The 11110-nt window shown below is 74.2% G+C and carries 7 protein-coding genes, 1 tRNA gene and 1 other RNA gene; 5 read left to right on the forward strand and 4 right to left on the reverse strand.

All coding sequences use genetic code 11. From position 1 onward, the window contains the following. Positions 1-20: 20 nt before the first annotated feature. Entirely contained in the window at positions 21-1256 is a 1236-nt protein-coding gene (locus AES38_RS03990; RefSeq protein WP_053773886.1) for a multidrug effflux MFS transporter, read from the forward strand. 40 nt (positions 1257-1296) lie between these two features. Continuing rightward, on the forward strand, positions 1297-2376 hold the full coding sequence (locus tag AES38_RS03995) for an acyltransferase family protein (RefSeq protein ID WP_053773887.1): 1080 nt from the start codon (positions 1297-1299) through the stop codon (positions 2374-2376). Between the two features lie 94 nt (positions 2377-2470). Here the strand turns inward: AES38_RS03995 and AES38_RS04000 are convergent, their stop codons facing one another. The 4 genes from AES38_RS04000 to AES38_RS04015 form a co-directional block, all read right to left on the reverse strand. Then, on the reverse strand, positions 2471-3121 hold the full coding sequence (locus AES38_RS04000) for a hypothetical protein (protein WP_053773888.1): 651 nt from the start codon (positions 3119-3121) through the stop codon (positions 2471-2473). Positions 3122-3395: 274 nt separating this feature from the next. Next, positions 3396-3483 (reverse strand) — tRNA-Ser (locus tag AES38_RS04005). A 45-nt stretch (positions 3484-3528) separates the two neighbouring features. Then, on the reverse strand, positions 3529-6321 hold the full coding sequence (locus AES38_RS16465) for a LuxR C-terminal-related transcriptional regulator (RefSeq protein ID WP_053773889.1): 2793 nt from the start codon (positions 6319-6321) through the stop codon (positions 3529-3531). Between the two features lie 398 nt (positions 6322-6719). After that, positions 6720-7373: an SDR family oxidoreductase gene (locus AES38_RS04015; protein WP_053775658.1), complete on the reverse strand. Its 654-nt coding sequence runs from the start codon at positions 7371-7373 to the stop codon at positions 6720-6722. 85 nt (positions 7374-7458) lie between these two features. On the opposite strand from AES38_RS04015, the gene ffs reads away from it, so the two are divergent. From ffs to AES38_RS04025, 3 genes are all read left to right on the forward strand, one after another. Next, positions 7459-7555: signal recognition particle sRNA small type (gene ffs / locus AES38_RS15410), an RNA gene on the forward strand. 49 nt (positions 7556-7604) lie between these two features. Next, the gene (gene pta / locus AES38_RS04020) at positions 7605-9722 is read left to right on the forward strand and encodes a phosphate acetyltransferase (RefSeq protein ID WP_053773890.1); all 2118 of its coding nucleotides are present in this window, start codon (positions 7605-7607) and stop codon (positions 9720-9722) included. Positions 9723-9790: 68 nt separating this feature from the next. Continuing rightward, positions 9791-10981, forward strand: coding sequence for an acetate/propionate family kinase (locus AES38_RS04025; protein ID WP_053773891.1), 1191 nt, complete (start codon positions 9791-9793; stop codon positions 10979-10981). The last annotated feature ends 129 nt before the right edge of the window (positions 10982-11110 follow it).

Raw genomic sequence — 11110 nt, forward strand, 5'->3', positions numbered from 1 at the left:
TCCTGCCGAAGGAACGCCCCGTGTCGTCTGCCGTCCTCCACCCCGGCGACGCGCTCTCCCGCAGGGAGCGCATCGTCTACATCATCGTGCTCGGCGCCCTCGTCGGCCTCGGGCCGTTCACGATCGACCTCTACCTGCCGGCCTTCCCCGTCCTCAAGGACGAGTTCGGCGTCACGGACGCGGCGATCCAGCTCACCCTCACGGGCACGACCGTCGGGTTCGCGCTCGGCCAGCTCGTGGTCGGACCGTGGAGCGACCGGGTCGGCCGCCGGCTGCCGCTCATCGTCGCCTCCGTCGGGCACATCCTCGCGTCGCTCGGCGCCGCGCTGTCCACGGACGTCTCGATGCTGCTGGTCTTCCGCGTGCTCCAGGGCGCGGGCGCCGCGGCCGGCGCCGTCGTCGCCATGGCCATGGTGCGCGACCTCTTCGGCGGACGTCCCCTCGTGCGGATGCTCTCGCGGCTCGCGCTCGTGACCGGCCTCGCGCCGATCCTCGCGCCCGTCATCGGGTCGCAGCTGCTCCGCATCGTCGACTGGCGCGGCGTCTTCTACGCGCTCGCCGCGTACGGCATCGCCGTGGTGGTCGCCGTGGTGTTCCTCATCGTCGAGACCCTGCCCCGCGAGGACGTGGTGGTCGAGGAGAAGGGCGCGTTGCTGCGCCGCTACCGCAACGTGCTCAGGGACCGCGTGTTCGTCGGCGTCGCGATCATCGGCGGCATGCAGTTCGCGGGGCTCTTCTCCTACCTCTCGAGCTCGTCGTTCCTGTTCCAGGACGTCTACGGGTTCGACGCGCAGCAGTTCGGGATCCTCTTCGGGGTCAACTCGCTCGGCATCGTGATCGGCAACCAGGTCGCCGCGCGCATGACCAAGGTCGTGGGCCCCCAGTGGATCCTCGCGGGCGTCGTCGTCGTGCAGTTCGTCTCGAGCGCCCTCATCGTGCTGCTCGGCACGTTCACCGACGCGGGGCTCCTCGGCACGCTGATCCCGCTGTTCTTCTTCATCCTCGCCTGCGGCTTCGGCTTCCCGTGCGTGCAGGTCCTGGGACTCGTCAACCACGGGCACGAGGCGGGCACCGCGGCGTCGCTGCTGGGCGCCGTGAACTTCGGGCTCGCGGGCGCGATCTCGCCGATCGTGGGCGTGCTCGGCATCACCTCGGGCGTGCCGATGGCGGCGGTCATGGGCACGTGCGCGCTGGTCTCCATCCTCGCGATGTGGCTCGTCGTGCAGCCGCGGACGGTGCCGGCGCTCACCAACTGACGCCCGCGGATCCCGCCGGGCGGCTGGGTAGGGTGAGGCCATGAGCCCCGCCCGCGACCCGGCCCGCCTGCGGGGGATCGACGCCGCGCGGGGCCTGGCGGTCCTCGGGATGATGGCCGCGCACGTCGCCGTGCCGCGCACCCTCGAGGTCGGCGACCCGTCGACGTGGCTCGCGATCGCCGACGGCCGCTCCTCCATCCTGTTCGCGACGCTCGCCGGGCTCTCCATCGCGCTCATGTCGGGGCGCGAGCGGCCGGCCGACGGGAGCGACCTGGCCCGGGCGCGGCTGCGGATCCTCGTGCGCGCCGCGTGCGTGTTCCTCCTCGGCGGTCTGCTCGCGGCGCTGCAGACGTACGTCGCCGTGATCCTCGAGGTCTACGCGGTGCTGTTCGTCGCCCTCCTGCCGCTGCTGCGCTGGAGCGCGTCGCGGCTGCTGGCGCTCGCCGCGGTCGGCGCCGTGGCGCTGCCCGTCGCCACCACCGCGCTCGCCATCCACTTCGACGCCGCGCTCATGCGGCCCGACCCGCTCGTGATCCTCCTGGTCACCGGCCACTACCCGGCGCTGACCTGGGTGGTCTTCGCCGTCGCGGGGCTCGGCATCGGCCGGCTCGCGCTCGGGTCCGCGCGCGTCCAGCTGCTGCTCGTCACGGTCGGCGCGGGCCTCGCCGTGCTCGCGTACGGCGGCTCGGCGCTCGTGGAGGCGGCCCTGCCCGCGCCCCCGCCCGGGTGGGAGTACATCCTCTCGACGACGCCGCACGAGGGGTCGCCCTTCGAGGTCGTGGGATCCGGCGGGTTCGCCATCGCGGTCATCGGCCTGTGCCTGCGCGCGGCCGCGCTCCTGCCCGTCGTGCTCGCGCCGTTCGCGGCCGTGGGGCAGCTGGCGCTCACGGTGTACGCGGTGCACATCGTCGTCATCGACCTGCTCGCGCCGGAGGGGGACCTCATCGCCGACGACGGCGCGTACCTCGCGTTCGTGGCGGTGACGGTCGTGCTCTGCCTGCTCTGGACGCGGACCCTCGGCCGCGGCCCGCTCGAGCGCGCGCTCGGGGCGGTCGCGGGACGGACGGCGGACCTCGCGCCGCGGGGGACGCGGGCGCGGGAAGGCGGGGGCGTGCGCTAGGTCGCGCTGCTGCCGCCGCAGCCACGCCGGGCCGGGCCGTCCGGATCCCGGCCCCACCTCGCGCGGTGCGCGTCGAGCCCGGCGTCGGCGCCCGTCACAGCCGGACGGCCAGTGGCACGCCCGTGAGCGCCATGATGCCGATGACCGCGGCGATCACGACGACCCCGAGGAGCACGAGCACGGCGACCAGCGACAGGCGCGACCGCTCGTACCAGGGCAGGATCCCGCGGCGCGTCCCGCGGAGCTCGGCCATCGTGAGCACCCGCGCCTGCTCGGTGAGGGGCAGGTCGAGGTCGGCGGCCATCGCGCGCATGGTCCACAGGTCGTAGACGTGGCCGCTCAGGCGGAGGAGGAGGCGGCCCTCCGCGTCGAGCACGAACAGGCGCGGCTGCGTGTCGAGCGTGAGGCCCTGGTAGACGTGCACGACCAGGAGGCCGTGGACGGCGCTGCGGCGGACGCGCGTCCGCCGCCCGAGGAAGCGGGCCTCGACGTCGCCCGTCCCGTCCCAGATGCGCACGTAGGAGGTGAGGTACAGCGCGGCCAGCAGGGCGCCGAGCAGCACGACCACGACGACGCCGAGGATCACGGCCGCCGCGTTCCCCGTGGGGATCGCGAGCACCAGGAGCGCGGCGCCGAGCGGCACCACGAGCGCGAGCGCGGCGAGGGCGAGCTGCCGCAGGAGGGCCGGGCGGGGGCGGATGAGCGTGCTCGGGCCGACCGGCAGCGCGTCGTCGTCGTGGTGCACGTCGCCTCCGGTCGTCGCCTGACGCCGTCCACGCGCCCTCCGTCGCCCGCGTGCCGCGCGCGTCCGGGGACGGGCGGCGCCCGCGGGTGCGGGAGGGGCGACCGCTCCAGCCTAGGCGGGCGTCGATCCGGTCGTCAGGGGCGCTATGGGGGACACGTCGAGCCGGTCGGGGTACAGCGCTCCGCGGACGGGGCGGGGAGGCGCCTCCACGAGGATGCGCCGAGCACGACGAGAGCCCCGCCGGACCGCTGGTCCGTCGGGGCTCTCGTGTGTCTGGCGGAGGATAGGGGATTCGAACCCCTGAGGGCTTTCACCCAACACACTTTCCAAGCGTGCGCCATAGGCCACTAGGCGAATCCTCCAGGACGCGTGCCACGGCGTCAGGAACGCGGCGGCACCCGTCGATACTACCTGCCCGCGACGAGGCTCGATGCACCCGGGGTGTCGAGGAGCCCCGCGAGGGCCCGACGCGAGGGCGCGCCGAGCTTCGCGCGCGCCTGGTAGAGGTGCGACTCGACGGTGCGGACCGACAGGAACAGGCGTCCGGCGATCTCCCGGTTGCTCAGCCCCTGCGCCGCCAGCACGCCGATCTCCAGCTCCCGCCGCGTGAGCGTGCTCACGTCGAGGACCGGCGCCACGGGCGTGGCCGGGGTCGCGGGCGCACCCCGGTCGATGCGGGCCTGGATGCGCGCCAGGGCCGACCGGGCCTGCGTCAGCGCGGCGGTCGACTCGTCGCCCGCGAGCAGGCGGAGCAGGTCCTCGCAGGCGGTGCGGGCCTGGTGGTGCAGGCCGGCCTCCTCCAGCGTGCGGACGCCCCGCTCGACGAGCGCGGGATCACCCGTGCGGGATCCCTCCACCACCTCGGCCATGCCGTGCAGCGCCGGCACGTCGGTGCGCTCGCGGACGCGGCGCGCGCCGTCGACGAGGCGGGGGTCGGTGGATCCGAGCGCCCAGGCCCGGAACAGCATGCCGGCGCGCAGCGCGTGCGCCTCGCCGCTCAGGTCGCCGATGTCGAGCAGGAGCGTCGCCGCCTCGTCCGGCCGGCCGCGGGCCGCGAGGATCTCCACCCGCACGCCCTCGGCGAGCATCCGCTGGTACGGGTAGCGCGGGTCGGCACGATGCGCCATGGTCGCCGCGAGGCGCTCGGCGTCGTCCGTGCGTCCGCGGAGCGCGAGCACGCGGGCGCGCTGCATGCCGATCCACAGCCGCCAGGTGCCGATGTCCGGCCCGATGAGGCGGTCGTCGGCGAGGTTCAGCTCGGCCTCCGCGCGGTCGAGCCGGCCGAGGTCGAGGGCGACGCCGCCCGTGATGGCGCCGAGGACGGGGATGAACCACTGCGCGTCCTGCGCGATCGCCGACTCCACCCAGGCGTCGAGCTCCCGCTCGAGGTCCGGCAGGTCGAGCCGGCAGAGGCGCCGGCTGAACGCGCTCGCCGAGAGCAGCTCCAGGCGGGCCTCCTCGAGGAGGAGGTCGTCGTAGGTGCCGCGCCGGTCCGCGTGCTGGGAGACGAGCCCGAGCCCGGCGTCGATCTCGTCACCGAGCTCGGCGCCGCGGCCGAGGTGGCCGAGGGCGATGACGACCGACCGCTGCGCCCGGAGCCGCACGAGCGGGCTCGTGCTGAGCGCGGCGGCGTCGCGGGCGGCGGCCAGCGCGGCCTCCCACTCCATCAGGCCGAGCGACATGGTGGATCCGATGACGGCCGCCTGCGCGCGCACGTCGGGGTCGGCGTCGGGGCCGTGCAGGCTCCCGTCGAGCAGTCGGCGGACGCGGTCGGTGCCCGGCATCGCCGCGTGCGTCGAGAGGACGAGACGGTGCAGCACCTCCACGCGCTCGGCCGACGTGAGGAGCGCGGGATCCAGCGCCTCCAGCACCTCCGTCGCGCGGGCCGGGTTGCCGAGCACCGTGAGCGCGCGCGCCCGCTCGCAGGCGGCGTACGCGGCGGATCCGCCGTCGTGGGCCACCTCCGCGAAGGCGAGCGCGTCGTGGGTCATGCCCACGTCGTTCGCGAGGCGCGCGGCGACCAGGTGCACGGCCGCGAGCGTGCCCGCGCCGTGGCGCTCCGCGGCCTCGCGTCGGCCGTCGTCGGTGAGCGTCCGCGCGATCAGCAGGCTCTCCTTGGGGTTCAGCGGCACGCCGTGCGCGGCCTCCTGCAGGAGCGAGCCGACGACGCGTCGCGTGAGGCCGTCGACCGCGTCCGGGTCGGTGCGGGCGAGCGCCGCCTCGGCCTCCAGGAGGTCGGCGCGGAGGATCATGTCGCCCTGCCCCTGCACGCGCGCGAGCCCGCGGGCGCCGAGCACCCGGAGGATCGTCTCGCCGAACAGGCGCGCGGCGCGCTGGTAGGGGACGCCGTCGAGGCGCGCCAGGAGGATGAGCGTGCTGCGCTCGTCGTCGCCCAGCATCGAGACGCGCGAGGAGACGAGGTCGAGGATGCGGGCGCGCGGCGCGTGCGGGCTCGGGAACGCGTAGCCCGTCACCGTGAGGGCCGTGCCGCCCGCCTCGAGCGCCTCGAGCGCCTCGAAGGCGAGCTCGCGGACGAGGAACGGCCGGCCGCCGCTGGTCCTCTGGATCTGCACGCGCGTGGCCTGGTCGAGCGCCACGGATCCCGTGATGGAGTCGATCATGGCGTCGACCTCGGCCGCGTCGAGGGGTGCGAGGTCGAGCCGCTCGGCGTAGCCGTTCCGCCAGAGGCCGAGGATCTCGTGGGCCGCCTGGGCCGTGCGCGCGGTCGCGGGGCCGCCCTCGACGTCGCGACCGCGGAGCTGGCGGGCGTCGCCCGCGGTGTCGTCGACCGTCACGAGCAGCGTGCAGCGCTCGCCCGTGCGCGCGTCCGCCAGGGCGGCGCGCAGCTCGGGCGGCATGAGGTGGGCGTCGTCGACCACGACGACGGGCTTCGCCGCGGTGACCGGGTGCGGCGCCCGGAGGCCGGGGAGCGGGTCGATCACGCGCCGGAGCACGTCGGCGAGGTCGGGCGTGGACGCGTGCGCCCGGATCACCGTGTGCCCGGCGCGGGTGAGGGCGTCGGCGACGCGTCCCGCCACGTGGCTGCGACCGGATCCCACGCTGCCGGTGACGACGGCGCTCGTCCCCGCCGTGAGCCAGCGCTCGAGCGTCTCCAGGTCACGGGCACGACCGCGGCGACCCGGAGGCGCGCTGTCGGATCGGGTGCTCGTCCTCGTGTGATCGCGCGTCATCTGCTTCATGTGACCCCCGTCGCGGAAAGCGGTGGTCCGCGCGGCATCCCCCGAGGCTGCGCGGTCCTTATCCGTCCATCTTGCGCGGTTCCCGGCGGTCGGAACAGGGACACCGGCTGTTACTTATCCATTGCGTCGTGGAAATAAGTAGTCGGCACTGTGGGGGACACGATCGGACGCTCCTAGCGTGTCCTCCATGTCCGGGCATGGGGATGCTCCGGACTGGTGCGCTCCGGCGCACCATGCGGCGACGGTGGTCGACCGACGGCTTCGGGTGCCGTCGGCCTGATGCGTCGACCGCGGCACGACCCGGGTGCCACAGCGGCCCGGAAGCCGGTGACGGCCCCCTCCGGGGAGGAGGGGGCCGTCACCCGGATCGCGCGGCGCGGGCCGCGGGCCGCTCGCGCCTAGTAGCGGAGGCCCGCGATGGCCTCGGCGACGGGCTCCTCGCCCGAGATCGCCTCGAACTGGACGCGGACGCCCGTGCCGTCGATGAGCGCGGTCGCCACGATCTCGGCGACGTCGGCGCGGGGGATGGTGCCGCGACCCGTGGAGGTTCCGACCTGGATCCGGCCGGTGCCGGGGTCGTCGGTGAGGCCGCCGGGGCGGACGATGGTCCAGTCGATGTCGCGGGCCCGGAGGTCGGCGTCCGCCTCGGACTTCGCGCGCTGGTAGATCTCGTAGGTGTCGTCGCTGTCGGGGTCGAAGCCGTCGACGGCCATGGCGGAGATCATCACGTAGCGGGTGACGCCCGCGCGCTCGGCGGCGTCGGCGAGCAGGATCGCGCCGTCGCGGTCGATGGTGAGCTTGCGCTCGGGGCCGGAGTCGGGTCCGCCGCCGGCGGCGAAGACCACGGCGTCGGCGCCCTGGAGCGCCTCGGCGACCTGGTCCACGTCGCTCTCCTCCAGGTCGAGCACGAGCGCCTCGGCGCCCGCGTCGGCGAGGTCGGACGCGTGGTCCGGGTTGCGGACGATGCCGACGGGCTGGTGACCCGCATCGGCGAGGCGTCGTTCGAGCAGGCGGGCGATCTGGCCGTGTCCTCCGGCGATGACTATGCGCATGCCGCCCACGCTACGCGCGGATCGTGACCGGCTCCTGGGCGGGGCGCCGCCGACCGTCGGGCGTCCCGCGTCGGGTACACTCGGTGTCGGCTCCTCGCGTGGTGCCATCCAGGTGAACTCCCCCAGGGCGGAGACGCAGCAAGGGCAGCCGGGCTCTGGCAGGTGCGCGAGGGGTCTTCTCCTTTTAACAGCAAGGGCCCGCGCGCAGGAGACGCCCATAGGCTTGCGGGCATGGCTCGGAGCATCTACATCACGTCCGCCGAAGGGCACTCGGGCAAGTCGACGGTCGCGCTGGGCGTCCTCGACACCCTCACCCACCAGATCCAGCGCGTGGGCGTCTTCCGTCCCATCGCCCGCTCCATCGTCGAGCGCGACTACGTGCTCGAGGCGCTGCTCTCGCACGACGGCGTCGACCTCGACTACGACGAGTGCGTGGGCGTCACCTACGACGACGTGCACGCGGATCCCGAGGCCGCGCTCTCCCGCATCGTCGAGCGCTACAAGGCCGTCGAGGCGAAGTGCGACGCGGTCGTCATCGTCGGCAGCGACTACACCGACGTCGGCAGCCCCACGGAGCTGTCGTTCAACGCCCGCATCGCCGCGAACCTCGGCGCACCCGTGCTCCTCGTGCTCACGGGCCGCCGCACCGACGAGTCGGGCGGACGCAGCCCCGACGAGATGCGCCAGATCGCCGACCTCGCCATCCCCGAGCTCGTCACCGCGCACGCGGGCCTCCTCGGCGTCGTCGTGAACCGCGCCGACCCCGAGGCCCTCGACGCCATCACGGCCGCCATCCCCGCCGCCGTCCCCGCGTCGCTCCAGGCCCGGGCCCCGCACGTGCCGGTCTGGGCGATCCCCGAGGACGCGTTCCTCGTCGCGCCGACCGTCGCCGAGCTGCTCGACGCCGTCGACGGCGAGCTCGTGAAGGGCGACCCGGCGCTCCTCAGCCGCGAGGCGCTCGGCGTCGTCGTCTCCGCCATGTCGATGGAGAACGTGCTCGCGCGCCTCACCGAGGGCGCCATCGTCGTGATCCCGGGCGACCGCAGCGAGGTCCTGCTCGGCGTGCTCACGGCGCACGCCTCCGAGACCTTCCCCACGGTCGCGGGCATCGTGCTGAACGGCGGGTTCGCGCTGTCGCCCACCATCGAGACGCTCGTCTCGGGCCTCGACCAGACCCTGCCGATCATCTCCACCGAGCTCGGCACCTACGAGACGGCGAAGCGGATCACCCAGACGCGCGGGCGCCTCTCGCCCGAGTCCGCCCGGAAGATGGACACGGCGCTCGCCGCGTTCGAGCAGCACGTCGACACGGCGCGGCTGCTGGAGCTCCTGGACGTCAGCCGCTCCGACGTCGTCACACCGCTCATGTTCGAGTACGGGCTCATCGAGCGCGCCAGGAGGGCCGGGAAGCGGATCGTGCTGCCCGAGGGCACCGACGACCGCGTGCTGCGGGCCGCGGGCACGATCCTGAGCCGCGGCATCGCCGACGTCACGATCCTCGGCGAGGAGATCGAGGTGCGCTCGCGGGCCATCGGCCTCGGCATCGACATCGGGCGCGCCACCGTCCTCAGCCCGTTCGACGCGGTGCTCCGCGAGCGGTTCGCGGAGGAGTACGTGCGGCTCCGGGCGCACAAGGGCATGGTGCTCGACATCGCGCGCGAGACCGTGACCGACGTCTCCTACTTCGGCACGATGATGGTGCAGCTCGGCCTCGCCGACGGCATGGTCTCCGGCGCCGCGCACACGACGGCGCACACCATCCGGCCGGGCTTCGAGATCATCAAGACCACCGAGGGCGTGTCCGTCGTCTCGTCCGTGTTCCTCATGGCGCTCGCCGACCGGGTGCTCGTCTACGGCGACTGCGCCGTGAACCCGGATCCCACGGCCGACCAGCTCGCCGACATCGCCATCTCGTCGGCCGCGACCGCCGCGCAGTTCGGCATCGAGCCGCGCATCGCGATGCTGTCGTACTCGACGGGGGAGTCGGGCGCCGGCGCCGACGTGGAGAAGGTGCGCCGGGCGACGGCGCGCGTGCGGGAGCTGCGGCCGGACCTCGCGGTCGAGGGCCCCATCCAGTACGACGCGGCGGCGGACGCGGCGGTCGCGGCCGCGAAGATGCCCGGCTCCGAGGTCGCCGGCCGCGCGACCGTCTTCATCTTCCCGGACCTCAACACGGGCAACAACACCTACAAGGCCGTGCAGCGCTCGGCCGGTGCCGTCGCCATCGGGCCCGTGCTGCAGGGCCTCCGCAAGCCCATCAACGACCTATCGCGCGGCGCGCTCGTGCAGGACATCGTCAACACCGTCGCCATCACCGCCATCCAGGCCGAGGGGATCCAGGCGGGCTGAGCGCCCGCGCGTCCCGTCCGCCGTCCACCGTCCGACCTCCCGTCCCGCCCGCACCCCAGGAGAGCACCGTGCCCGTCGTCCTCGTCGTCAACTCCGGATCGTCGTCCTTCAAGTACCAGCTCATCGAGATGGGCTCCGAGACCGTGCTCGCCTCCGGGCTCGTGGAGCGCATCGGGGAGGGAACCGGATCCACCCGCCACCGGGCGGGCGGCGACTCGTCGGAGCGCGAGCTGCCCATCGCCGACCACACCGCCGGGTTCCAGGCGATGCTCGACGCGTTCGCCGAGCACGGGCCGTCGCTGGACGACAACCCGCCCGTCGCGGTGGGGCACCGCGTGGTCCACGGCGGGGACGTGTTCGTCGAGCCGACGGTGGTCACCGATCAGGTGAAGGCCGACATCGACGACCTCTCCGCGCTCGCGCCCCTGCACAACCCCGGTGCGCTGCAGGGGATCGAGGCGGCGCAGCAGGCGTTCCCCGACGTGCCGCACGTGGCCGTGTTCGACACCGCGTTCCACCAGACGCTGCCGGCCGAGGCGTACACGTACGCGATCGACCGGGAGCTCGCGGCGGCGCACCGCATCCGGCGGTACGGGTTCCACGGCACGAGCCACAAGTACGTGTCCGAGGCCGCGGCCCGGCTGCTCGGGAAGCCGCTCGAGGAGACGCGGATCATCGTGCTGCACCTCGGCAACGGCGCCTCGGCCGCCGCCGTGCAGGGCGGGCGCTCGATCGACACGTCCATGGGCCTCACGCCGCTCGAGGGCCTCGTGATGGGGACCCGATCCGGCGACATCGACCCGGCGATCCTCTTCCACCTCGCCCGCCACACCGACCTCGGCCTCGACGAGCTCGAGACGCTGCTCAACCGGAAGAGCGGCCTGCTCGGCCTCACCGGGCTCGGCGACATGCGCGACGTGCAGCGCGCCGCGGCCGACGGCGACGAGGCCGCGCAGACGGCGCTCGGCGTGTACCGGCACCGGATCCGCCACTACGTGGGCGCGTACGCGGCGCAGCTCGGGGGAGTGGACGCGGTCGTCTTCACCGCGGGCGTGGGCGAGAACAACCCGCTCGTGCGCCGCCGCTCGCTCGCGGGGCTCGAGTTCATGGGGATCGGGATCGACGACGACCGCAACGAGCTGATCAGCTCCGAGGCGCGCTTCGTGAGCCCCGAGGGCTCGCCCGTCGCGGTGCTCGTGATCCCCACGGACGAGGAGCTCGAGATCGCCCGGCAGTCGCTGGAGGCGACCGCGGGCTGAGGCGCGCGCACGACCCGCGAGGGGCCCGGATCCGGGAGGATCCGGGCCCCTCGTCGTGCGCCGGCGCCCCGCCGCGCCCCCGCGCACCACTGGGACGACTACTGACGCCGTCCTCCGCCGACACCGGGT

Origin of the sequence: Clavibacter capsici, assembly GCF_001280205.1 — a bacterium.
In the GTDB taxonomy this organism is placed as follows: domain Bacteria; phylum Actinomycetota; class Actinomycetes; order Actinomycetales; family Microbacteriaceae; genus Clavibacter; species Clavibacter capsici.